This window comes from Leuconostoc litchii, from assembly GCF_008107645.1.
GTDB lineage: Bacteria > Bacillota > Bacilli > Lactobacillales > Lactobacillaceae > Leuconostoc > Leuconostoc litchii.
Genome location: NZ_SDGY01000001.1, coordinates 714,802 through 737,819 on the forward strand (window position 1 = coordinate 714,802; position 23,018 = coordinate 737,819).

Annotated in this window: 22 protein-coding genes; 1 reads left to right on the forward strand and 21 read right to left on the reverse strand. The window is 35.3% G+C overall.

Annotation, left to right across the window (positions count from 1 at the left end; translation table 11 throughout):
* Positions 1-73: 73 nt before the first annotated feature.
* From ESZ47_RS03550 to ESZ47_RS03605, 12 genes are all read right to left on the reverse strand, one after another.
* A complete protein-coding gene (locus ESZ47_RS03550) occupies positions 74-1,063 on the reverse strand; it encodes a class A sortase (RefSeq protein ID WP_148604806.1) in 990 nt (329 codons plus the stop codon).
* A gap of 32 nt (positions 1,064-1,095) precedes the next feature.
* Positions 1,096-3,777 (reverse strand): DNA polymerase I, encoded by a 2,682-nt coding sequence (gene polA / locus ESZ47_RS03555; RefSeq protein WP_148604808.1) that lies wholly within the window; start codon positions 3,775-3,777, stop codon positions 1,096-1,098.
* A 163-nt stretch (positions 3,778-3,940) separates the two neighbouring features.
* Entirely contained in the window at positions 3,941-5,521 is a 1,581-nt protein-coding gene (locus ESZ47_RS03560; protein ID WP_148604809.1) for a glycoside hydrolase family 32 protein, read from the reverse strand.
* 181 nt (positions 5,522-5,702) lie between these two features.
* Complete coding sequence (locus ESZ47_RS03565) at positions 5,703-6,092, reverse strand: YxeA family protein (RefSeq protein WP_148604811.1); 390 nt, start codon at positions 6,090-6,092, stop codon at positions 5,703-5,705.
* A 144-nt stretch (positions 6,093-6,236) separates the two neighbouring features.
* Positions 6,237-6,956, reverse strand: coding sequence for a Bax inhibitor-1/YccA family protein (locus ESZ47_RS03570; protein WP_148604812.1), 720 nt, complete (start codon positions 6,954-6,956; stop codon positions 6,237-6,239).
* A gap of 76 nt (positions 6,957-7,032) precedes the next feature.
* On the reverse strand, positions 7,033-8,367 hold the full coding sequence (murC, locus tag ESZ47_RS03575) for a UDP-N-acetylmuramate--L-alanine ligase (RefSeq protein ID WP_148604814.1): 1,335 nt from the start codon (positions 8,365-8,367) through the stop codon (positions 7,033-7,035).
* Positions 8,360-8,503, reverse strand: coding sequence for a UDP-N-acetylmuramate--alanine ligase (locus ESZ47_RS09525; RefSeq protein WP_148604816.1), 144 nt, complete (start codon positions 8,501-8,503; stop codon positions 8,360-8,362). Before ESZ47_RS09525 ends, murC begins: the two co-directional genes overlap by 8 nt.
* A gap of 53 nt (positions 8,504-8,556) precedes the next feature.
* Positions 8,557-9,213, reverse strand: coding sequence for a YtpR family tRNA-binding protein (ytpR, locus tag ESZ47_RS03585; protein ID WP_148604818.1), 657 nt, complete (start codon positions 9,211-9,213; stop codon positions 8,557-8,559).
* Between the two features lie 115 nt (positions 9,214-9,328).
* Positions 9,329-10,003: a 5'-methylthioadenosine/adenosylhomocysteine nucleosidase gene (locus tag ESZ47_RS03590; RefSeq protein WP_148604820.1), complete on the reverse strand. Its 675-nt coding sequence runs from the start codon at positions 10,001-10,003 to the stop codon at positions 9,329-9,331.
* A gap of 18 nt (positions 10,004-10,021) precedes the next feature.
* Positions 10,022-10,315: a hypothetical protein gene (locus tag ESZ47_RS03595; protein ID WP_148604821.1), complete on the reverse strand. Its 294-nt coding sequence runs from the start codon at positions 10,313-10,315 to the stop codon at positions 10,022-10,024.
* A gap of 3 nt (positions 10,316-10,318) precedes the next feature.
* Entirely contained in the window at positions 10,319-10,873 is a 555-nt protein-coding gene (locus ESZ47_RS03600; RefSeq protein ID WP_148604823.1) for an NUDIX hydrolase, read from the reverse strand.
* The gene (locus tag ESZ47_RS03605) at positions 10,873-11,097 is read right to left on the reverse strand and encodes a cold-shock protein (protein WP_148604825.1); all 225 of its coding nucleotides are present in this window, start codon (positions 11,095-11,097) and stop codon (positions 10,873-10,875) included. The genes ESZ47_RS03600 and ESZ47_RS03605 overlap by 1 nt, the downstream gene beginning before the upstream one ends.
* Before the next feature lie 182 nt (positions 11,098-11,279).
* On the opposite strand from ESZ47_RS03605, the gene ESZ47_RS03610 reads away from it, so the two are divergent.
* Positions 11,280-12,155 (forward strand): cation diffusion facilitator family transporter, encoded by an 876-nt coding sequence (locus ESZ47_RS03610; RefSeq protein ID WP_148604827.1) that lies wholly within the window; start codon positions 11,280-11,282, stop codon positions 12,153-12,155.
* 33 nt (positions 12,156-12,188) lie between these two features.
* On the opposite strand, the gene ESZ47_RS03615 is transcribed toward ESZ47_RS03610, so the two are convergent.
* The 9 genes from ESZ47_RS03615 to ESZ47_RS03655 form a co-directional block, all read right to left on the reverse strand.
* Complete coding sequence (locus ESZ47_RS03615) at positions 12,189-13,853, reverse strand: formate--tetrahydrofolate ligase (protein ID WP_148604828.1); 1,665 nt, start codon at positions 13,851-13,853, stop codon at positions 12,189-12,191.
* 12 nt (positions 13,854-13,865) lie between these two features.
* Positions 13,866-15,110, reverse strand: coding sequence for a phosphoribosylamine--glycine ligase (purD, locus tag ESZ47_RS03620; RefSeq protein ID WP_148604830.1), 1,245 nt, complete (start codon positions 15,108-15,110; stop codon positions 13,866-13,868).
* 207 nt (positions 15,111-15,317) lie between these two features.
* Entirely contained in the window at positions 15,318-16,310 is a 993-nt protein-coding gene (locus tag ESZ47_RS03625; protein WP_148604832.1) for an aldo/keto reductase, read from the reverse strand.
* A gap of 1 nt (position 16,311) precedes the next feature.
* The gene (locus ESZ47_RS03630; protein WP_148604834.1) at positions 16,312-17,202 is read right to left on the reverse strand and encodes an SGNH/GDSL hydrolase family protein; all 891 of its coding nucleotides are present in this window, start codon (positions 17,200-17,202) and stop codon (positions 16,312-16,314) included.
* Positions 17,199-18,170 carry a ribose-phosphate diphosphokinase gene (locus ESZ47_RS03635; protein ID WP_148604836.1) on the reverse strand — a complete coding sequence of 324 codons (972 nt, stop codon included), beginning with the start codon at positions 18,168-18,170 and terminating at the stop codon, positions 17,199-17,201. The genes ESZ47_RS03630 and ESZ47_RS03635 overlap by 4 nt, the downstream gene beginning before the upstream one ends.
* 49 nt (positions 18,171-18,219) lie before the next feature.
* Positions 18,220-20,610: an SF1B family DNA helicase RecD2 gene (gene recD2, locus ESZ47_RS03640; RefSeq protein WP_148604838.1), complete on the reverse strand. Its 2,391-nt coding sequence runs from the start codon at positions 20,608-20,610 to the stop codon at positions 18,220-18,222.
* On the reverse strand, positions 20,610-21,263 hold the full coding sequence (locus ESZ47_RS03645; RefSeq protein WP_148604840.1) for a histidine phosphatase family protein: 654 nt from the start codon (positions 21,261-21,263) through the stop codon (positions 20,610-20,612). The genes recD2 and ESZ47_RS03645 overlap by 1 nt, the downstream gene beginning before the upstream one ends.
* A gap of 36 nt (positions 21,264-21,299) precedes the next feature.
* Positions 21,300-21,644, reverse strand: a complete 345-nt coding sequence (locus ESZ47_RS03650) for a DUF1831 domain-containing protein (RefSeq protein ID WP_148604842.1) — start codon at positions 21,642-21,644, stop codon at positions 21,300-21,302.
* Between the two features lie 138 nt (positions 21,645-21,782).
* Positions 21,783-22,895 (reverse strand): BMP family lipoprotein, encoded by a 1,113-nt coding sequence (locus tag ESZ47_RS03655; protein ID WP_148604844.1) that lies wholly within the window; start codon positions 22,893-22,895, stop codon positions 21,783-21,785.
* Positions 22,896-23,018 lie beyond the last annotated feature (123 nt).

Consider the following 23,018-nt stretch of genomic DNA (forward strand, 5'->3'; position numbering starts at 1 on the left):
CTCTTCCTATATTTAAGCAAAATAATCTTTGATGTTCGTTACTTTTTGCCTAAAAACCACTTACGAAACAATATCATTTTGTTCCTCCAGCATCACCATTAGCACCTTCTTCAACACCAGGATTCCACCAACTAACACGCGCATTGGTATTTCTAACCTTTAAATTAAACTCTCCAATTAACTTATCTGGTGCATTTTGCCAAGAATATGTTTTTTTCAATTCAGCATGTGTAATGATACGATATTCAGTTGATGGAAATAAACAGCTAATAATGGTTAACTGAGCTTTTTTAGTAGGATTCAATACTGAAACTTCCGTCGATGTAACCGTCGTTTGTCCTGTTATCATATATTGATAAATACCATGACTATTGGCCATCAAAATTTTTTTCCCATTCAGCCAAGATGATCCTTGTAATTTTCCGTCTTTCAAATATGGTGAATCACTGTTTGTTGACTGTTGTAAAGCGCTAAATCCCGTTTTCCCATCATTAAAATTATGAGCCGCTAGACCATAATTTCCCTGCCCCATCACTGGCTGTTTTTGACCATCAGGATCTTTTTCTGATTTATTCGCATAGTTAGCACCAAGGTTTAATCCTTCATCACTGTAGGCATCGTTATAAATTGGCAATAAAATGTTTTGGCTAGGTACCGACACAAAACCTTGCTTTTTAAATTTTTGGGTAACATTCCGCATAACCATTTGACGAATACGCGCTCGTGAAGTATTATCTTGAGAAACTTTTTGATTAGCAATCTTACGTTCTTGTTGTTGTATTGGCTTCAAAATGGCTGTTTTAATACCAACAATATTTTTTTGATAGATATATGATCCGCCAAGAACGAACAACGATATAACACATGTTACTAATAAAGCATCATAAATCACATGATGATAATTGAATTTTTTATGTCGTAATCTATCAATCGCTAAATGGCAAACTGTAGATAACAAGAAAATCACAATAAAAACAGCGACATAGACACCTATCTTTTGTATGATTTGCGATAATGTTAAATCACTGGCAGTTACTGCCAATATTGAAAATAATATCATCATAATTAGCCATCCTTAATAAAGTTGTTAATATACTATTTGGCATCATACCACGTATCACCATAATGAGCGTCAACTTTTAAAGGTACATCTAGTGCTACTGCTGAATCCATAACACTAGTAACAATCTCTGTTAATTCGTCAATTTCATCTACAGGAGTTTCAAAAATTAATTCATCGTGCACTTGAAGTAACATGCGTGCCTGCAAATGGTTCTTTTGTAAAGCTTCATTGACTTTAATCATTGCGATTTTAATAATATCAGCTGCAGAACCTTGTATTGGTGAATTCATAGCTGTTCGCTCAGCAAATGATCGAACATTAAAGTTTTTAGCATGAATATCTGGTAAATAACGTCGTCGATGCGCAATTGTTTCGACATATCCGTGTTCACGAGCAAAATCTTTAATTGTATTCATCCACTCATGTATTTGTGGAAATTCACGGAAATACGTATCAATGAAATTTTTAGCTTCAGCACGTGAAATACCTAAATTATTAGCTAATCCATAATCTGAAATCCCATATACAATACCGAAATTAACTGCTTTAGCAGTCCGTCTCATCAATGGATCAACGACGGCATCATCTGCTAGTCCAAAAACAGCTCGAGCAGTTTCGGCGTGAATATCTTCGCCATTCAAAAAAGCTTTTTGCATATTTTTATCGTCTGTTACGTGTGCTAAAACACGTAATTCAATTTGAGAATAGTCAGCACCCAATATTTTCCATCCAGATTTACTAGGTACAAAAGCTGTTCTTAATAAACGGCCTTCTTCTGATCGCATTGGAATATTTTGCAAATTAGGATCAACGGACGATAGTCGTCCTGTTTGTGTCAAAGTTTGCAAAAATCGTGTGTGAATTTTGCTATCCTCTGGATATATCACACTCAATAAACCATCAATATAGGTTGATTTCAGCTTTGCCAATTGACGATACTGTAAAATATGATCAACTATTGGTGCTTGTGCTGCTAACTTTTCCAAAACATCAACAGCAGTAGAATACCCTGTCTTTGTCTTTTTAATAACTGGAAGTCCCATCTTTTCAAATAACAGCACACCTAATTGCTTAGGTGAATTTAAGTTAAATTCTTCCCCAGCCTCAATATATATTGCTGATTGAATATCAGATATTCGTTCCGATAAGTCCTTACCCTTTTCTGTCAAATACTCAGGATTTACTTTAATACCTTGGTATTCCATTTCTGCCAGTACAAAAGCTAATGGTAATTCAATATCGGTATACAAATGCGTTTGTTGATGTTGGTTTAGCTCACTAAACGCCGGATTTTCTAATTTAAATAACCCATCAGCTTTACTTGTAATATGTGATAATACCACATGATCATCAGTAGGAATCGCAAATTTTGCTCCTTTACCATAAATATCTTCATCTGGTGTCAAATAAACATCAAAACGTTGTGCCAATGTGGATAGAACATTGTCATTAGCTACTGTATCGAGTAAATAAGCAACAAGCATAAAATCAAAATTAACACCTTTTAGATCTAATCCAAGTCGTTTAAATAACACCAACTGTGCTTTAACGTTAAAAACATTTTTTAAAACATCTTCATTCTCAATAACACTTTTTAGTTCGTCAGTTTTTAATAAGGATACATCCCGACTTGCATAATAACCAATTTCAGGATTTCCAATCACAAAACCAATCATTTCACCATCGTGATAATTATCACCGACAAACTCAATATGAACAGCAACTTTACTACCAAGCATCGTAATGGAATGCAAATTATTTTCTGTTAGTGGTACAAAACGAACATCATCATCCTGATCTTTTGTACTGTCAATTTGTCCTGATTTACGTAACGCCTTTATCTTAGCAAGCTGCTGCTTAAAATCAAGATTTTCATAAAATGGTACGATATTTTCAAAGTCTACACCACGATATTCTAATTCTGCCAAAGGTAATTCCAGCGTAGCATCAGTTAAAATAGTCGCTAGTTCACGTGCTTGAAAAGCTAATTTTTGATCATTGATTAAGTTTTCCTTCATCTTTGACTGCTTCATCGCATCAATATTAGCATATAAATTATCAATATTTTTATATTCTGATAGTAACTTCAAAGCTGTTTTTTCACCGACTTTAGTAACACCTGGATAATTATCAGAAGTATCACCCGTTAATGCCTTCTTATCAATGATTTGAGCAGGTGTTAGGTTAAACTTCTCTTTGATATATTCAGGCGTAAAAGATTCAATATCTGTCACTCCTTTTTTTGTGACATTAACAGTAATGTTTTCCGTAGCCAGTTGCGTTAAATCTTGATCTCCTGTCACGATAATAACAGAATAGCCAGCTGCTTCCCCTAATCTTGAATAAGTTCCAATAATATCGTCAGCTTCGAGACCAACTTGCTCATAGTTACGTAAACCATGGAGCATGACCATTTCACGAAGATATGGAAATTGCTCTTTAAATTCTTCAGGTGTTTTAGAGCGACCGTCCTTATACTCTGGAAATAATTTTCCTCGATGTGTTTCTTTACCAGAGCCTGCATCCCAAGCCACCAAAGCCAAATCAGGTGCCATTGGGTCAACAATTTTATCTAAAAAGTTATTAAATGCTACCAGAGCATTTGTATGTAAACCTTCATGCGAAATCATACGATCCAGTTGATTGTACATTGCATAAAAAGCTCTGAAAGCAAGAGAATTCCCGTCAATTAATAATAGTTTTTTATTGGTCATCTTAATGTCCCATCTTATATTTATCTATATTAAGTGTAACACACGTTGATGTCTGTCTTACACGCATGTATTTAAGGCCTTTTTGGTAGTATTTAAAATTAGCAATAAAACATAAAAAAACTCCAATAGACATTTTGTCCACTAGAGATTGTGCTACTAAATTCTAATGACTATTTTCAATATTACTCATCGTATAGAATAAATTATTTTCACTGTTTGTCTCGACCTTAAAAGACAAGTCGTCATCAGTTGTGTATTTTAATAATGAATAAGTGCGTTCACTATTTTCAAATTCAAGCTCAATACTTGCTTTATCAACGTAAACATGTAATTTAAAAGTTTCTGGATTAATTACACCACTATTTTCCGTAAAGATTCTACTGTATTCACTGTTGCCTTCTTCGTCAGCGATGTTAGTTGTCTGGCGTTGCACATTATAATATCCTGTATCAGCATTATAATCAAATAACACAGTGGAATCTTTTTGCTTGAAAGATAGTTTTATATGTCCATTTACCTTACCTTGATTTTGATTCGTCATTTGCAAATAAAAATTCTGGCTAGTCCAACGACGTGTATTTAATAGCTGATAATATCCGTCAGTTTTTCTAGTTTGTTTAGATGCTTCAACATACTGGGACGTCTTATTGGTTAAACAACTATATGGCTTAATCAACGAAGATTTCAGTATATATTGGCCATCTTTCTGCGTTAAATTTAACTTGTGCGCCAAAGATAATGAACCTAATTTATACGATTGCTCATAATTAGCATCAATAATTTTTTTAGCAGAATAACTCCAATTTCCTAACCATGCAATAGATATTATATTCGTATTATTTGCTGTTTGGAAATAATTGCTGGCATAAAAATCTGATCCATCATCTACTCGTTTTGGTTGTTGCTCAACTATGAAGACGCCCTCATCACTCAAGTGACCAACCATATAGTAAGATCCACTTGTTTGACCATAGTTATAGCCATTACCGCCAAAAAACAATACCTCTTTCGTTGCTCCGGTTGAAACATCATACATTGTTTTCAAATTGGGACATTCAATCAATCCCAAATCTTTGCCATTTAAAGCATATTTATTTAAAGATATCGCTCCAACATAATCAAATTTTTTTCCATTTTCACTACTATAAACGCCTATCTTATCTCCTTCAGCAAGATACATAGTTAATTTATTTGTTTTTTTATTAATAAAAACATATGGGTCGCGAAAATGTGCCGTTGTTGATGGTGATGTCATCACTGCATCATCAGAATATGGTTTGTAAGTCAAACCATTGTCCGTTGAATAAGCTGCAAATTGCTTTTGTCCATTGGGTGTATAACTCGTGAAATAAGAAACAATTGCCTGTTTAGGTAAGTCTGAGAAAAAACCACTAGTATTCTTAATTACCGAACCAGTTGCAACTGCTTCCCATTTGTTCTGAAATTTAGGTATAGCAATGCCTAAGTTTTCATAATGTATAAAATCTTTTGTTTTAACATGATACCATTCTGTTCCGTCATTATCATGTTTATAATTGAGATCTGCTAAGTAATAAATATGATAATAACCCTCTTCATCTTGCCAGACACTCTGCACATCATTCATAAAGCCTTGTTCAATATTATGATGATAATATTGCTGACACTCATTTGATGTTAAGGTTCCCGCTTCCACAGACAATGTCTCAATAAATGGTAATAACAGACAGACTCCCAATATGCCTAGTATTTTCATAATTTTCATAACATAATTTCTCCTCTAAAATTTGCACATGTGATTATTTTACATGATACAAATATTTTGTCAAACGTTAGTCAACAGTTTCAAAGGAAAAATCACAAAAGCATATTCATGTAGTTGCAATTTCGTAAATACTTTTCACTTGAGAAAATATTGGGCGATAAAAGATACCGATTCAAAACTATTATTTTAATATATTCAAAATTTTATTGGGTATTTTTGCTTTACTAATAACAATTGGCCCCTTAACAATTCTTTTCTCACTAATATTAGCTTGCACAAAACTACTGTTTTTTAAAGAAACAATATTTTTGCCACTGAGTTCATAATCCAGAGTTCTTTGCTTTCCAGATTTAGTTACAAAATTAAATCGATAAATATAACTATAGGAACCACTAATAATCTCATTATTACTATTTTTAGTCTTTTGTTTTTTTGGCGTTTTTGCAGGTACTTTTGCATAAGCAACCTCTGCGACATATGTTGCATGATAATAACGCATAACTTGAACAAAAATAATTAGCAACAAAATAACGATAAATGCTACAAATATGATACTTTTCTTTCGGTTCATATATTTCTCTCCCAAAAAATAATATTGGATTATACTACAACGATTTTATTATACGCTATTGTGCTACTTAACTTAGACATTTTGTTCATAACTAAAACAAGTCAAAAAAAAAGACCTCTAAGTCTTCTTTTAACATACCTTTAGTTAATCACGCGAGCCATTAACAACGCCAAAGATACGTAGTAATGCAAAGAAAATATTGATGAAATCCAAATATAATCTCAAAGCACCATTAACTGCCAAACCAGTTGTATCAGCTTGCCCAGCGAACTGTGAATACATTATTTTTAAATTTTGGTTATCATAAGCCGTATAAAGCGAGAATACAAACACACTGACCCATGACATCAGTAACGAAACGAAACCGTTATAGAAGAAAATATTAATAATTGATGCAACTACCAAACCAATCAACAAACCAAACAAAATTGATCTTAGTCCTGTCAAATCACGTTTTGTGAAAACACCATATAGCGCCATGCCACCAAATACAGCTGCGGCCGAAACAAAAGCCATCATGACAGAAGCCCCTGTATAAATAGCTAACATTAATCCTAGTGTAAGTCCTTCAATAACAGCAAACGCCATCAACAAACCAAAAGCACGAGCTGGATTTTTAAATGTAGCTCGTCCAATCATAGTTATAATCAACATTTGAATGCCAATTAAAACAATCAACCCAACTACATTACCCGCGAGTAATTGATAAACTTGCGTTAGGAAAAAATTTTGCACAATAAATCCAGTTATTGCGCTAACTAACACTGCTATACCCATAAAACTATATGTTTGTTTAAAAAAGGCACGCATTCCCTCGTCTATACCTGTTACGTCACGACGAGTATTCATATTAAAATTATCCATTGTAATTACCTCCAGTACGCTTAAATAAATAATTGCTGGCTGATTTAATTATAACAGATACGCTATTAAATAGATATTAAGTCAAATCTGTTCTAAGTTGGCCTAATAATTTTTCATAAGCAAATTCATATTTTTCAATGTCACCAGCGCCCATAAAGACCATTACAGCATTTTCATAAGGCATTAGCAAGCTCATATCATTTTCCTCAATAATACCACCAAACTTACTTATTTCTGCCCCCAGATCCTGAGAAGTAATCGATCCTGCCTGTTCACGTGCAGAGCCAAAGATATTGGCTAAATAGACTTTATCGGCCGCTTCTAGGCTAACAGCAAACTCGTCTTTGTAGGCTATCACGCGAGAGAAAGTATGTGGTTGGAAAATTGCAATAATTTGTTTATTTGGATACTTTTGACGAGCAGCATCTAATGTAGCAGTTATTTCAGTTGGATGATGTGCATAGTCGTCAATAACAGTAATATCAGCAATTTGTTTTTCACTAAATCTACGCTTGACACCCTGGTATGTTAATAAATATTTTCGGATTAAATCAAGATCAACTTTTTCCATATAGGCTACAGCAATAACTGCCAGTGCATTCAAAATACCATGTTGCCCAAACAACGGTACAGAAAATTCACCCAATTTTTGGCCATGAAACACAACATCAAAGTGGGAACCCTGTGTTGATTTATGTATATTTTCCGCCACAAAATCATCTGTTTCGGAATTGATACCATAGTAGTAGACATCAGCACTAGGCTTTAGAGAACGTAGCCGTTGATCATCACCCCATGCAAAAATAGCTTTTTTCACATGATCAGCAAAATCAGAAAATGCAGATGTTACATCATCAATACCCGTATAATAATCTGGGTGGTCAAAATCAATATTAGTCAAAATTGCATAGTCAGGGGCGTAATTTTTAAAATGACGACGATATTCGTCTGCTTCCACAACAAAAAACTGAGAATTCGGTACCCCTTTACCAGTACCATCACCAATTAAATAAGATGTAGGCGCAATATTTTTCAATACATGAGCTAATAATCCTGTTGTTGATGTTTTCCCGTGCGCACCTGCAACAGCAATAGAAGTTGTCTGTGCAATTTGCTCTTGCACAGTATCTGGATATGATAACATTTGTACACCAAGTTCTATAGCTCTAGCTACCTCTATTTGGTCATCATTAAAAGCATTACCACGGACAAAAATAGCTTCCTGATGATTATCAATGTTATTCGCATCAAATTGTAAAATTTTAATTCCAGCTGCTTCTAACGGTGCTTGTGTATAAGTATAGGTATCAATATCTGATCCTAGTACTTCATTCCCTTGGTCGTGCAGAATTTGTGCTAATGGCCCCATTCCAGTGCCTTTAATACCAATAAAATAATACTTTTTACTCATTTTTTACAATCTCCATCACAAAGGTGAAATACTGTAACTCGCCTTTTCGTAATTCAAACACCAATTTTCGGTACTTTGTCCCCTCATCATTGAATGTTCGATAAACGCGTCGCGCATTGCTAATTCTATCTGCCATTAAAAAATTTTACAATTGAACTAAGAAATACATTCAATGTATGGCCCCCTCTTTTAATAATTTATGTCCACTAATTTTTCGGTATATAGTGTGGCAGCTTTGGTAAAATCAAATACATCCCCAACTTCACCAAAATTATCTGGCAAAACTAAAGCACCTGGTTTTTCAGGCGCTTCAGGTAAATGCAATTCACGACCCGAAACAATCATTCCAGAAGAAGATACACCACGTAGGGCACCATCCCATATCAATGCACCAGAAGGCATCATAGTACCTGGTTGTGCAACAACAACTTTAATGCCTGCGCGCATATTTGGTGATCCAGAAACGATTTGCAATGTTTGGCTATCACCAACATTTGTTTGTGTTACATGCAAATGATCTGAATCTGGATGTCCTGTCATACTTTCTACACGTCCTACAACTAGTTTTGAAGGCGAAACACTTAGTTTTTCATTAAATCCAGCAGAATGAATAACATCATTAACAATAGCAATTTGCTTTTCGTCTAAAAATAACTGACCTTTTTTTTCAATAATACCTAGTTGGGTTCCTATTTTGGAAATATTAAATCCTGTTGTTTGATTTGTATTAGCATCACTTATTCGTGTAACATTACCACTAGTGCTCACATTTTGTTTTTCCGCATTAGGCGCTAATGTAACAATCAGAATATCCCCGCACGATTTTGGGTTATAAGAAGTAATCATTTTATTATTGTATTCCTTAAATTTAATATATTTCTATTTTACATGATTATATGTCAAGTTGCACAGCCACTCTGTACTATTTAAGATATTATGATATAAAAAAAAGCCTATTGGCTTATTTTTTTTGATCTAAGTAGCGTATCAATAGTTTAGCTGAAGCTTTACCGGCTTCAATGACGAAATCATCAAACACAACATTAGATTCACCATTTGCCAAATCTGAAACCCCTCGTAACACAATAAAAGGTGTACCAAATTGTGTCGCTACTTGTGCTACAGCTGCAGCTTCCATCTCAGCAAGTAAAGCATCTGGAAAATGTGCTAATATTTTTTTCTTACCATCTTCTTGTATGAATTGATCACCAGAAACGATTAGGCCTTCTTTAGTAGTTGTTAATTTTTTAAATTCAGCCACAACACTAGCATCGGCTTCATAATACAAAGGTCTGTTGGGTAACTGGCCATAAGCATATCCAAATGTTGTCACATCAACATCTGAATAGGCAATACGTGTACCAATAACCTCGTCTCCTATTTTCAATTCAGGGTCTAAGGCACCCGCAGAACCAGTGTTAACTATCAAGTCTGGGTTAAAATTATCAATCATAACAGTTGTCGCTGAAGCAGCAGCAACTTTCCCAATGCCTGATTCTGTTAACATTACCTCATGTCCATTATATGTCCCTGAAGTAATGGTTGTACTACCATGTTGGCGTGTTACTGTGTCTTTAAGAATTGCAGTTAATGCAATCTTTTCTTCTGCCATTGGTGTGATAACACCTATTTTCATTATTTTTCTCCAAATTTACTAATTAACTAAAAAGAAAGCTATATATGTTCCAATAATCAATAATACTAAAGTAATAATGATTATATTATAACGATGTGTTAATCTCTTTGATTTTCCTAGAGCTGTTAACTTACCATCTGATCCTAGTTCATAGCGACCCTTACGCGTTAAACGCATTTCCTCACGTGTTTCAGGCTGAACAACTTCGATTTGAGTAGGATGTTTTCTAGCATATTCTTTTTCAACCCGAATACGCTCTTTTTCACGGACTTTCTGTTCTTTTTTAACAGCTTTACGCGACATTTTTTCCATTAATTAACCTCGTAAGTAGTTCCAATACAAAAAAGCTGTTATGGTTTTTTGGTCATTTAAATTCCCTGAATCAAAAAGTGATTTTAACTCATCAAACGATAAAGTTACTAAATCCATTGTTTCACCCAAATCACGAGGTAACTGTTTATTTTCAGCAATTGGCTTCAAATCACGTGCCACATACAAATACATATATGCATCAGAAAAACCAACTGTCTCGAAAAAACCTAGTGCTCTTTCAATAGAACTAGCGGACATGCGTAATTCTTCATTCAATTCACGTATCACAGCATGTTGAGGTTCATCAAAATCGCGAGCATCTAACTTACCAGCTGGAATTTCTAAAATAAAATCATTAATCGTAGCTCGCCATTGTTTTTCCAGTATAATATGATCATCATCAACAAAAGCTAAAACAGCAATTGCTGGCACATGTCTTACAATATCTCTCTTAGCTTTTTTATCATTATAAAGCGCAACATCCTGTGTTTCAACACTAAATATTGGTCCTTCATAAACTATTTTAGAAGATTTTACGATTTCAGGGTATGCTGCCATTAAACTTCCATTTCCTCAATAGCACGTGGCCGAACTTGTGCTGCTTGATAGGCTTTGTAACCTTGCACAAGTACATATTCTACTTTTTCACCCTGAGTTAATGACTTAAAGCCATCCATATCAATACCATTAAAATGAACAAAAACATCATCACCACCTTCATCAGGTGTGATGTATCCGTATCCACGTTCTTTTTGCCAAATTTTTACTGTTCCTGTTTTCATAATAATAGTATAACACACCTTAATCCTATTACAGTTCAATGCAAAGAGTTTAATAATTAATTTTTGGATTTTAATATATTTTTTTAGTAACAATAGAATCTAAAATATATCGATCTCATACATTTCATTGTATACTCGAAGTGAAACAGCTTGTGTCGGCAATGTTTTCTGAGGAATTAATAATGATTAATAAACGTTATGAACAACTAAAGGCAGCTGAAGGTGGCGCAATAACTAGTATTATTGCTTATATATTCCTTACAATTATAAAAATAATTATCGGAAAATTTGGGCATTCCGAAGCTTTAGTAGCCGATGGATTGAATAATTTAACAGATATTCTAGCTTCACTGACCGTTTTAGTTGGTCTACACTTTTCTCGCCGACCCCCTGATAAAAATCATCAATATGGTCATTGGAAATCAGAAAACATTGCAAGTATGATAACTTCAATTATTATGTTAGTTGTGGCTTTACATGTATTATTTTATGCAGTTAAAGATATTATCGAAAATCGTGTCGTTCCACCAAACCCGCTTAGCGCAATTGTAAGTCTAGTTTCAGCCATCATTTTAATTTGGGTTTATCGTCATAACAAAAAACTAGCTAAAAAGGCCCATAGTACTGCTTTACTTGCTGCTGCCAAAGATAATTTAAGTGATATTCTCACCAGTATTGCTACTGCGACAGCAATACTAACAGCTTCTTTTCATTTTGCATGGGTTGATGCTGCTGCCGCTATTGTTATTTCGTTACTCATACTTAATATTGCTATTAGTATACTTAAAGAAAGTATCTTCATGCTGTCTGATGGTTTTGATGAAACAACACTCGATCAGTATCGTGCAGCAATCGAAAAAGTTCCCGGAGTTATTGCTGTAAAAAAAATTAAAGGACGTTCTTACAGTGCAAATACTGCGCTGGACATTGTTGTCACAATGAATCCCAAACTGACTGTTGAAAAGAGCCATACAATAACAAAAATTATTGAAAAACAATTGCTAGATGACTACAACATTTTTGAAGTTGAAATTCATGTTGAACCAGCTGAAACTTAATACTAAAAAAATGGCTTTTGAGCCATTTTTTAATTAAAATAAACCAGTAATGGTCCCGTTCTCATCAATGTCAATATCTAATGCTGCCGGATGTTTTGGTAAACCTGGCATAGTCATAATGTTACCTGTCAAAGCTACCAAGAACCCTGCTCCTAACTTAGGTACAAATTCGCGAATATGAATGATAAAGTCTTTTGGTGCTCCAAGTTTCTTAGCATCATCGGAAAATGAATATTGTGTTTTCGCCATGATAATTGGTAATTTGTCCCAACCATATCTCGCAAAGTCTTGTAATTGTTTTTGTGCTTTTGTTGATAATTCAACACCAGCACCACCATATATAGTTTTTACAATGGCATTTAATTTTTCAATAGCTGAATCATTATTTTGATATAGTGGTGTAAAATCTGATTCTTGAGCTGATTTTTCAATGACAGCGGCAGCTAAATCTTGCGCTCCTCGACCACCTTTAGCCCAAACTTCTGTCGTATAAGCGGTTGCACCAAATTTTGAAACATATTCTTTAATTGTCAGTAGTTCAGCTTCAGTGTCAGAAGTAAAGCGATTAATGGCCACTAACACAGGTACACCATATCGATTCATAGCTGTTAGATGTTGTCCTAAGTTTTCCAGTCCATTATTGAGTGCAACAACATTTTCACTGTTTAAATTAGAAAGTGAAACACCACCATGATGCTTCAAAGCACGAACAGTTGCTACAATAACAATTGTATCTGGTGTTTTACCAAGTAGCGGCACTTTAACATCTAGGAATTTCTCGCCACCTAGATCAGCTCCAAACCCAGCCTCTGTCACAACGTAATCAGCTAGCTGTAATGCTGTTTTCGTTGCTAAAATAGAGTTTGTCCCTTGTGCAATATTAGCAAAAGGCCCTCCATGAATAATAGCTGGTGTGTGTGCTAAAGTCTGTACTAGATTTGGCTTAATCGCATCTTTTAATAACACAGTTAATGCACCGGCCACACCCAAATCATCAACTGTTACAGGCACTTTGTCATATGTGTAACCAACCACAATACGCTTGATACGGGCTTTCATGTCCATTAAATCTGTTGACAAAGTTAGAATAGCCATTAGTTCAGAAGCAACTGTAATATCGAACCCATCTTCACGTGGAACACCAGAAGTTGGGCCACCGAGGCCGACAGTGACATGACGTAATTCACGATCATTAATATCAACTACACGCTTCCATAAAATACGACGAGGATCTATATTTAAAGGGTTCCCTTGGTGAATACTATTATCTAGTAAAGCAGCTAATGTATCATGTGCTGAAGTTAAAGCATGAAAGTCACCTGTGAAGTGTAAATTAATATCAGCCATTGGTACTACTTGCGCATAACCACCACCAGTAGCGCCACCTTTTAATCCCATTACTGGTCCTAAAGACGGCTCTCTCAAGGCAATCATTGTTTTTTTATGGGCTAATTGTAAGGCATCCGCCAAACCAACAGTCACAGTCGATTTCCCTTCTCCTGCAGGTGTTGGATTAATAGAAGTAACTAAAATCATTTTACCTAGCTTCTGCTTACGATTAACTGATGAATTGAGTACAATTTTAGCTTTATCATAACCATATGGCTCAATTTCATTTGGCTCAAGACCCGCTTCATTAGCAATCTCAGCAATTGGTTTAATGTCAACAGATTGAGCAATTTCAATATCAGTTTTCATGTTCATTTCCCTCTACATCTTTTTAGTCGCTTGATAAGCAATATCATGACGGTACTTCAAATCCATTGGTGTCTTATCTAATATATTATAAACTTTTTCTTGGGCTAATTTCACACTTTTATCATGAACAATAACAGTAGCCACACGTCCACCACTTGCCACAAGTTTATCTTCTTTAGATTTCACGCCAGCGTAATTAGTCAATAACGGTATATCTGGCACTACAGCTCCTTTTATTGGGTATTCGGGATATCCATCAGCAGCCAATACAACACCAAGATAGACCTCTTCTTCTTGCCAATTTGTTGCTGGATTTTTACCAGATAAAAGTTGCCAAATTAGATTGTAAAAATCTCCCTTATACTGTGGCAATACCACCTGAGCTTCAGGGTCTCCAAACCGTACATTAAATTCAATAACTTTTGGTCCTTCTTTGGTTAACATGACACCGGTATATAACACACCGGTAAAAGGAGTCTGTTCGGTACGCATTGCCTGAATAGTTGGCATAACTAGTGTGTCAACAGCCCTTTGTCGAATCTTTTTAGAAATCCAATTAACTGGACTATAGGCACCCATCCCGCCAGTATTGGGACCTTTATCACCATCATATCGACGTTTATGATCCTGCGCCAAAGGCGTATGTACCATAATACCGTCACGACCAACTAACGTAAAAATAGAAAATTCAACACCTTCAAGGTATTCTTCAATAACTAATTTCGCTTGATTATCCGCTTGATAAATTTCTTTTAAGTATTTATCAACTTCTTCAATACTATTAATAATGGTCACGCCTTTTCCTAACGCCAAACCATCAATTTTGAAAACAATCGGGAATTTAAATTGTCTGACAACATCTTCAGCTTCTAAAATAGTAGTTACCGTATGCGACTTTGCAGTAGGTATATCATATTTTTTAAGAATATGTTTAGTAAAAGACTTTGATCCTTCCAACTGAGCAGCAGCTTTCGTTGGGCCAAATATACTTAAATTAGCTGCCCGAAAAACATCAACAATGCCTAAAGTTAGTGGTTCCTCGTTTCCAACAAATGTTAAATCTATTTGTTCTTGAATTGCAAAATCTCTTAATCCTATTAAGTTGGTCACTGGTAGCTGAACTCTTCTTAAATGTTCATCAATCATTCCATCATTGCCAGGTGCAACAACAACTTCTTCAACTTGTTCACTTCTTAAAAACGTTTGTGCTAACGCATGTTCACGGGCACCTGAACCAACAATTAAAACTTTCGCCATGACTTTCCTCTTTGTTTGTTATTAAGTATATTTTAACAATTAACTAGTGAATTTAATATGTTTTTAAATTATATTTTTATAATAATAAAAATAAACGTTCGCTTTTAGGGCGTTTTTTTCATTATTCTAGTTAGTTTATCGAACGTTTGTATTGGAACCGCTTTCATTTTAGGCTAAAAAAAAACTACCTTCGAAATGATAGCTTCTTTATTTATCAAGGATTGCTTGAATTTCTAACAACTCTGCATCCGAAAAATTCAGATGATTTGAAAACTTTAAATTATCTACTAAATGATCAACTTTACTTGCACCAATAACAACTGTGGCGACACGCTTATCTTTTAATAACCAAGATAAAGCCATTTGCGACAATTTTTGTCCACGGTTTTGAGCAATTGTATTCAGCGCATTTAACTTAGAAATCAATGCCTCTTTCCCATCTGTAAATAAAAACTTATTTGTTGGATGAATTGGATAATCAGCTGGAATTTCTGTCAAGTAGCGATCTGTCAATAACCCCTCTGCAAGAGGACCATAAGCTACAAGACCAGCGTGATGTTGATCCAAAACATCTAACAAACCATCTTCTTCAGCTGTACGATTAAGCATATTATACGAAACCTGGTTACCAATAAATGGTGTCCCCAGCTCATCAAATATTTTTGTAATGGCTTTAGTTTGTTCAGCAGTGTAGTTAGAAACTCCTACATATAAAGCTTTTCCCTGCTTAACGATTAAATCTAGCGCTCGTGCAGTCTCCTCTAAGCGCGTATTAGGATCCCAACGATGTGCATAGAAAATATCAACATAGTCTAGCCCCATACGTTGTAAACTTAAATCTAGGGCAGCGACTAATGTCTTCTTTCCTGAGAATTCGCCCAACGGCCCTGGCCACATGTGATAGCCAGCCTTTGTTGTAATCACTAATTCATCACGATATGGCTTCAAATCATTACGATAAATATTACCAAACGTTACTTCGGCCGTACCGTTACTTGGACCATAGTTTGAAGCATTGTCAAAACTAAAAATACCACTATCAAATGCTTTTAAAATAACATTTCTAGAATTTTCTAACGGCATTTGATCCCCTAAATTACGCCATAATCCAAAGGAAACAGCCGGTAAAATCAAACCTGAATCACTAACTCGCCGATAAGGTAACTTCTCATAACGTTGTTCATCTGCTGCATAAACCATTTTAACTTAATCCTCCTAAAAGTAATTGTGCTACACGCGCATGCTCTGCAATAGTCGGATGCACTTGCCGTTGTGAAATTTGCCACGGGCTTGTATCAACTAAAACAAAGCGGTCAAACCGCTGTATTTCTTGTTCAAAAACATTCTTAAACGCACCATTGAAGGGTACTAATAAAACAATTTTTGCATCATGGAAACGCTTAATCAATTCAAGCAAATACACACGCAAGCCAAAACAAAAATCTTGTTCTGTGGCGCCATAATTCAAATCATTTGTACCATAATTCACAATAACTAAGTCAGACAAGACTCGATGTCGTTCAATATTTGGCGCAACATGCCATAATGCTTCAACTGCCGTAGGCTCTTGGAAAGGTGCACTAGGTGTCAATCCAGTACCGCCATAACCGATTCGAGCTAACGGTCTATCTAACGCCTCTGCAATTAATTTGGGATAGCTTAGCTCAGGGTGATGATTCAAGCCATCCATCTCTTCACCAGCTGTAATTGAATCTCCAATAAATGTAACATACTTTGCATCTGTTATTACAGGAAGCACATCCCCTTCATCGACCTCAAGTGAAACTACTGTAATCGGGTTTAACCACAATGCCATTTGGTTGCCATCAATAGATTTAATTAATATACTATACTGCCCATCCGAAACCGCTATTTTAAGCGCATTATTTTTAATCGAAGTCTCTTGCCATATACCATTGTTTGCAGACCATATAACAACAATATTTAGGTAATTTGACTCAAAATTAAAGATTAATTCACGAGCTCCGTGTACCTCAAAATCTAAAGCTGCACCAAATTGCGTCGTAACAAATCCAGCACTCGTTTTCCCCCACTCTGGTGACAAAAAAGGTTCTAGATCTTTAATTATCATAGTAACACATCCAAGTTATCTGGGCTCTTTAACACATCTTCAATACTTTCAAAAGCATTGATTCGTTTTATTGCTTCAGCAAAAGATGCTGCTACAGATAGTTTAATCAATTTATCCAATTTTTTCTGCTCATTAATTTCCACAGTATTAGTCACTAATATGTGGTCAATCGGTGCATTACGCAAACGTTCAACTGCATTATCGGATAACACAGCATGAGTCGCCACCGCATATACTTCCGTTGCGCCTGCGTTAATTACTGCTTCACTTGCAAGTACCATACTTGTACCTGTATCAATAATATCATCAATCAGAATAGCACGTTTTCCAGATACATTTCCTGTGATTTGGTAAGGTGTGTTTGGACGTATGCTATCAACACGTCGATCGACCAATGCCCATTCTGCATGTAGCAACTTGGCAAATTTCCGTGCTCTTGCAACACTTGAATGGTCCGGAGCAACCACTACTAGATCATTTCCTAAGAGATTATTCTCATAAAAATAGTGACCCAAAGCTGGCATAGATAGCAAGTGATCAACTGGTATATCAAAGAACCCCTGGACCTGATCTGCATGAAGATCAATAGTCATTACCCGTTTTACACCTTGTGATTCTAGCATATTTGCAATCATACGTGCTGAAATAGGTTCACGAGATCTCGCTTTTCGATCTGAGCGTGCATAACCAAAATATGGAATAATAACATTGATTGAATTAGCAGAAGCACGACGAGCTGCGTCAATAAAAATCATTAGCTTCATAAAATTATCATTTACAGGTGCCGTAATTCCTTGAATCACGTAAACATTCCGGCCACGAACAGTATTCTCAATACGCTCATATATTTCTTTATCAGCAAATGTTTTGATATCAATCGGAGCAAGAGGTACATCTAAAATTTTTGAAATTTCGTTTGCCAGTTCGTTATTACTGCCTAGGTTAAACAGCTCATATGCTGGTGTCATAAAGTTCTCCATTCATTATTATACTTATCATTATACTACATGAAAACGATTACATGAAATCAAACGGGGTAATATTTTTCATGCCAATCATTGGATCCACTTCATCAGATTTAATCATTGCTACTGTCAAATAGTTTGTTGATGGTTCACTGATTACTGGCATATCCTCTGAAATAAAATCACTCTTAAAGTCATTTGTATTGTCACTCAATCTCTGTTGCAAAAAAGTAAACCTTTTAGGTACAGCGGCACGCGAAGCACGCTCGAAAGCTGCATACTCTCCCACAAGAATCAATGCTGATTTTGCTCTAGTGATGCCTGTGTAAAGTAAATTCCGATTAAGCATTACACCAAAATTGTTAGTCAACACCATAATCACTAATTGAAATTCATTTCCCTGCGCTTTGTGTACAGTTGTTGCATAAGCTAACGAAAGTTGTTTTAAGTTTTTCTTTGGGTAAGTTAATTCTTTGCCATCAAAATCAACAACTAACCGATCTTCTTTATCATCATTACCCACATCGTGTTTGTACTGAATAGCAGTTATTTTTCCCATATCACCATTGTACACATCACGTTCGCTATCATTCTCTAACTGTAGAACTTTATCGCCTCTTCTAAAAATTGTTGTTCCAAACTGCAAAGTTTTTTGTGTTGGTTTTAATGGATTAAATAAGTTTTGTGCCATTTGATTTAGTGCAGTGACACCTGCGGAAGTCTTATACATCGGTGTCAATATTTGTAAATCATCTTGCGTGTACCCTTTTTTGATAGCTAACCGAACGACTTGTTGCACAGCTTGTGGTACTTGTTCTGCTTTGACCATAAATGATGAGCGGTCTGATTGATTTGTTATAAAATCAGCCGGCAATTCGCCTTGCTTGATATGCGTCGCCAGTTTTGTGATACTACTGCCTCGTCCTTGACGATAGATTACTTGTAATTCAACATGCGGAATATCACCACTAGTTACTAGATCTTCTAGGACATTGCCAGGACCAACAGATGGTAGTTGGTCACTATCACCTACTATAATCACTTTCATGCCATTTGGTACTGCCGAAAACAATTTAGACGTTAATTCAATGTCAAGCATTGATGCTTCATCAATAATCAATAGACCACCAGCAATAGGATTATCAGCATTAAACTCCGGTTCGTCTAAATCAGCAATTCCTAATAAACGGTGAATTGTCGAAGCATCATAACCTGTTACTTCTGTCATTCTTTTAGCCGCACGCCCAGTTGGCGAAGCCATCCGAACTTTGTATTGTTTCAAAAAATCCTTGTTATCATCTGAAAATTTTGCACGATTTTGAACAATTTTTTTCCAAGTTGCAACCATTGTACGAATAATAGTTGTCTTCCCGGTACCAGGCCCACCAGTTAGTAAAAATATTTGTGACTTTAACCCAGCTTTCACCGCATCAATTTGCGTGTCGTCAAGAACCATTTGCCCAGGTGTTACAAAATTTTCATCAATATCATTTGCTGTAATATCTAAAGATGAATGTGTCTGTAATAATCGTTTTAAATTTGTAGCTGTGTTTTTTTCGGCATTATACAAACTTTGAGCATAAAAACGACCATTGTCGTCCACTAAAATATTACTCTGAATCAAATTTTTTACAGCTTGCTTAATTTGCACAACGACTTCATTTCGTTGATCATGTATGGTTTGGGCTGTAGACAACAATAACTGATCATAAGACAAAAACACGTGGCCACTCTGAAATGAGACATTCATCATTGTTGCGTAAACAGCAGCCTGCATACGACGTTTGTCAAATGTTGCAACCCCAATTTTCCGACCAACATCATCCGCTTTTTTAAAACTAATGCCGTCAAATTCGAACACAAGTCGATAGGGGTCTTGTGTCAAAATGTCTTGCGCCTCATTACCATATTGGTCAAATAGTCGGCCAGCAATATCAGCACCAATACCAAATTGATTACTAATTTGAAATAGTCTTTCCAACCCCATGTTCAACTGTAACGTTCGTGCCAATTTTTTTGCTGTTTCTGTTTTGACAATACCATCAAGAATTTTCGCATCATCTAAAATTAAATTAACTGCGTTTAATCCTAAATGATCGACAATTTTTTCAGCAGTCTTTTTTCCAATGCCAGAAAATTGTCCACTAGCAAGATATTTAATTAATCCGTTTTCATCAGGTGGTAATTCATTTTCATAATGATCGACCTTAAATTGCTGTCCATATTTAGGATGACGTACCATAGTACCATAAAATCCATAGACGCTCCCCTCCTGTACATCAGCAAATGTACCGGTTGTAATCATTTCTGGTTCTTGCCAGTCCTCTAAAGTTGATTCTTCAATATGTACCGACAAAATTTTAAAATATGAATCTGTCGATGAAAAAATAACATTTTGCAACGTACCAGTTATTTTATCTAATTGTTTTTCTGGATATGCCATTATATCGTCGTTGAATCATCCTGTCGCTTGTTCAGATAGCTAGTATTATTCCAATCTTCTACAACAAAATTTTCACCATCATTTGTTGATAAAATAGTTGTTGATGTATTACTTAGTCCACCACGTTCACGAATACTCATTCGTGGTTTCTTTAACAGCCCATTGAGTCCAAAAGAAAGCTCCATGCCATGTGAAACGATTAAAATATTGCTTTCTGGAAATTTTTGAGCTATTGCTTTAATAAATCTAACAAAACGTTTTTCAGCTTTTGTATAACCTTCGCCACCAAACTCTTTGCCTTCAAATTGATCTAAATGATTGCGATAATTGTCAAAACTCGCTGGATATCTTTCTTTCACATTCGCAACAAGTTTTCCTTCCCACTCACCCAAACCAACTTCGCCTAAGTTTGAGCGGAGTGACAACTTTGGTTGATACTTCAGTTGCTTAGCAATATTGATTGCAGTAATTCTAGCTCGACGTATAGGTGAAGCATAGATATGTTCAAATTGAATTTCTCTTAAAAACAGTCCTACTTTTTTCATATCTGCATAACTAGAAGGTAACAGCTCTGAATCTCCATTACCACCTTGAAAACGACGTTCAAGATTCCATTCAGTTTGCCCGTGTCTAACAAAATAAAATTTAGTCATGATTTTTCATTTATTCTCCTGTTTTGTTGCAATACATTAAACATCAACAACTTCTAATACACCACGATCAATCAATTCAGCAATAAAGAAATGATAAAGCTCAACGAGCTTAGCCGCATTATTATTTTTAAATATATCAACACGAACAACATCTCCTGCAGATACAGTACTCATTTTAAAACCTGTCAATGTTTCATTAATAGATACTTTCAACTGGATAGAATTGTTCAGTGCTTTTTCAGGTTCTAAAGCACGATGAAGTATATGAACACCAGCCTGATTTGTAATGAAACCTAGATCACCAAGTGTATATTTCTTAACATCATCACTCAGTTTATATGTTTTATCTTTAGGCATTGTAACTGTCTTATTAAAGGCCATTTTGTTTTTTCTCCCTGATTTGTCTAATTAATATTATAACAATTATTACTTTGTAATGCTTCGCTACCAAGTCATTTAAAAAAATTAAATCCATACATTTATTAAAAAAAAGCCATCAATTGATAGCTTTTTAAAAAATTAAAAGTTTTGATTGAAATCCGAACCCTTAGGATGGTTAGGAACACTGATTTTACCATTTATAATTGCCTTTTCAGCTTTTTTAACAGCATCTTTTTGACTTGTTGATAGTTCTGATTTTGTTAAATAAACACCACGGTCATCTAATCCGTAAGCAATTGTTTTGCCACCAGGGAACTTCTTATCTTTATTATATTGATCAGCAATATTTTTAACACCATCCCCAACTGAAGTAATTGAGGAAGCCATTGTTGATGTTACTTTTTTACCATCTTTTGATGTATACGAGCCATCAGCCTTTTGGTCACGGTCGACACCAATAATGTACAGGCGATCTTTTGAATCAGCATCCAACTTTGTATTTTCTGCCTTAGCTTCCGCAAAAGCGCCATTACCAACAAATCCTGCTGCTGCAAATATTGTTCGAATTCCTGATGCGTACATTGCAGATGCAATTGTCTTACCTTTAGCGGAATCAGAGAAAGAATCCGCATATTGCTTTTGAACATTCAAAGAATTATCAGTATCTTTAACACCAGCTTCAAAACCGGCATCAAAAGCATCAATAATATTCCCATGAATTCCACCAATGAATCCGACAGTCTTTTCACCATTTTCCTTAGCTTTTATGGCTGCAGCAACGCCAGCTAAATACGATGACTGCTCTGAACGAAACATAACACTAGCGACATTCTTACGACCCTTAACGATATCATCAACTAGTACAAACTTTTGTTTTGGGTTAAGCTTGGCTGACTTACTAATTGATTGATTTAATGAATAGCCAATTCCGTAGACAATGTCATACTTTTTACTTTTAGTTGCCAAATTAAAATTTTGGCTTAAATCTGATTGGCTTTTGGTATTAAAATAAGTTACTGTAGCATTTTGTCCTGCCTTTAACTTATTTTCTTTAGCATAAGCCTTCGCACCTTCCCAAGCGGATTGATTAAACGAATGATCATCAACACCACCAACATCAAGCACCAAACCAAGTGTCGCATTCTTACTACTATCAGCATTAGCTGATTTATAATTCACTGCCGTATATACACCACCAACAACTACTACAAAAGTTGCTAATCCTGCAAAAATTTTCGTTGATTTATTCATTATATTTTCTCCCGATTTTTGTTGCGATAAAATAGATTGGTTTCTTTGCGCAATTTCTCAAATACTAACAATATTACATTTTACTTGAGAGAAAATAAAAAACAAGGCCAGTTTAAGTCCTTG

What these genes read in the sequence shown, in the direction of transcription:
- ESZ47_RS03550 (WP_148604806.1), bottom strand. Translation starts at nt 1,063, where the DNA reads ATGATGATATTATTTTCAATATTGGCAGTAACTGCCAGTGATTTAACA.
- polA (WP_148604808.1), bottom strand. Translation starts at nt 3,777, where the DNA reads ATGACCAATAAAAAACTATTATTAATTGACGGGAATTCTCTTGCTTTC.
- ESZ47_RS03560 (WP_148604809.1), bottom strand. Translation starts at nt 5,521, where the DNA reads ATGAAAATTATGAAAATACTAGGCATATTGGGAGTCTGTCTGTTATTA.
- ESZ47_RS03565 (WP_148604811.1), bottom strand. Translation starts at nt 6,092, where the DNA reads ATGAACCGAAAGAAAAGTATCATATTTGTAGCATTTATCGTTATTTTG.
- ESZ47_RS03570 (WP_148604812.1), bottom strand. Translation starts at nt 6,956, where the DNA reads ATGGATAATTTTAATATGAATACTCGTCGTGACGTAACAGGTATAGAC.
- murC (WP_148604814.1), bottom strand. Translation starts at nt 8,367, where the DNA reads ATGAGTAAAAAGTATTATTTTATTGGTATTAAAGGCACTGGAATGGGG.
- ESZ47_RS09525 (WP_148604816.1), bottom strand. Translation starts at nt 8,503, where the DNA reads ATGGCAGATAGAATTAGCAATGCGCGACGCGTTTATCGAACATTCAAT.
- ytpR (WP_148604818.1), bottom strand. Translation starts at nt 9,213, where the DNA reads ATGATTACTTCTTATAACCCAAAATCGTGCGGGGATATTCTGATTGTT.
- ESZ47_RS03590 (WP_148604820.1), bottom strand. Translation starts at nt 10,003, where the DNA reads ATGAAAATAGGTGTTATCACACCAATGGCAGAAGAAAAGATTGCATTA.
- ESZ47_RS03595 (WP_148604821.1), bottom strand. Translation starts at nt 10,315, where the DNA reads ATGGAAAAAATGTCGCGTAAAGCTGTTAAAAAAGAACAGAAAGTCCGT.
- ESZ47_RS03600 (WP_148604823.1), bottom strand. Translation starts at nt 10,873, where the DNA reads ATGGCAGCATACCCTGAAATCGTAAAATCTTCTAAAATAGTTTATGAA.
- ESZ47_RS03605 (WP_148604825.1), bottom strand. Translation starts at nt 11,097, where the DNA reads ATGAAAACAGGAACAGTAAAAATTTGGCAAAAAGAACGTGGATACGGA.
- ESZ47_RS03610 (WP_148604827.1), top strand. Translation starts at nt 11,280, where the DNA reads ATGATTAATAAACGTTATGAACAACTAAAGGCAGCTGAAGGTGGCGCA.
- ESZ47_RS03615 (WP_148604828.1), bottom strand. Translation starts at nt 13,853, where the DNA reads ATGAAAACTGATATTGAAATTGCTCAATCTGTTGACATTAAACCAATT.
- purD (WP_148604830.1), bottom strand. Translation starts at nt 15,110, where the DNA reads ATGGCGAAAGTTTTAATTGTTGGTTCAGGTGCCCGTGAACATGCGTTA.
- ESZ47_RS03625 (WP_148604832.1), bottom strand. Translation starts at nt 16,310, where the DNA reads ATGGTTTATGCAGCAGATGAACAACGTTATGAGAAGTTACCTTATCGG.
- ESZ47_RS03630 (WP_148604834.1), bottom strand. Translation starts at nt 17,202, where the DNA reads ATGATAATTAAAGATCTAGAACCTTTTTTGTCACCAGAGTGGGGGAAA.
- ESZ47_RS03635 (WP_148604836.1), bottom strand. Translation starts at nt 18,170, where the DNA reads ATGACACCAGCATATGAGCTGTTTAACCTAGGCAGTAATAACGAACTG.
- recD2 (WP_148604838.1), bottom strand. Translation starts at nt 20,610, where the DNA reads ATGGCATATCCAGAAAAACAATTAGATAAAATAACTGGTACGTTGCAA.
- ESZ47_RS03645 (WP_148604840.1), bottom strand. Translation starts at nt 21,263, where the DNA reads ATGACTAAATTTTATTTTGTTAGACACGGGCAAACTGAATGGAATCTT.
- ESZ47_RS03650 (WP_148604842.1), bottom strand. Translation starts at nt 21,644, where the DNA reads ATGGCCTTTAATAAGACAGTTACAATGCCTAAAGATAAAACATATAAA.
- ESZ47_RS03655 (WP_148604844.1), bottom strand. Translation starts at nt 22,895, where the DNA reads ATGAATAAATCAACGAAAATTTTTGCAGGATTAGCAACTTTTGTAGTA.